1 protein-coding gene is annotated in these 712 nt (G+C 45.8%); it reads left to right on the forward strand.

The annotated features are described in order from the left end of the window. Window positions 1-712: anthranilate synthase component I family protein (locus LD39_RS19160; protein WP_035551946.1), on the forward strand; the 712-nt coding region annotated here is incomplete at both ends.

The raw sequence follows: 712 nt of genomic DNA on the forward strand, positions 1-712 counted from the left end.
ACCAATTCAAAGAGGACGTAGAGAAAATCAAGGAGTATATCCTTGCTGGTGATGTTTTCCAGGCTGTTTTGTCTCAACGTTTTCACACTAAAACGAAGCGAAGCGGCTTCGAATTGTACCGTGTATTAAGGAAAGTCAATCCATCCCCCTACATGTTTTATTTAAAAATGAATGAACTGGAAGTGATCGGGAGTTCCCCGGAACGTTTACTCGAAGTGAGAGACGGGAAACTTGAAATCCATCCCATCGCCGGAACGAGAAAGCGCGGCAAGACCCAGGAAGAAGATGACGCGTTAGCGGAAGAGCTTCTAGCTGATGAAAAAGAGCTGGCCGAACACCGAATGCTCGTGGACCTCGCACGTAACGACATTGGCCGGGTGTCCGAATACGGATCGGTCGATGTGAGTGAATATTTAACGATCGGGCGTTTTTCAAAAGTAATGCACATCATCAGTAAAGTGACCGGAGAGCTGAAAAGAGACATCTCTCCAATCGATGCACTTATTTCAGCGTTTCCAGCAGGAACGCTGTCAGGAGCTCCTAAGGTACGAGCGATGCAAATTTTAAGCGAATTAGAACCTACACCCCGTAATCTTTATGGAGGAGGTATTTTATATTTAGGTTTTGATGGCAACATCGATTCCTGTATCACAATCCGGACGATGACATTGATGAATGAGCACCTTTACATTCAAGCAGGTGCAGGGGTCGT

This window comes from Halobacillus sp. BBL2006 (assembly GCF_000786645.1).
Classification (GTDB): domain Bacteria; phylum Bacillota; class Bacilli; order Bacillales; family Halobacillaceae; genus Halobacillus.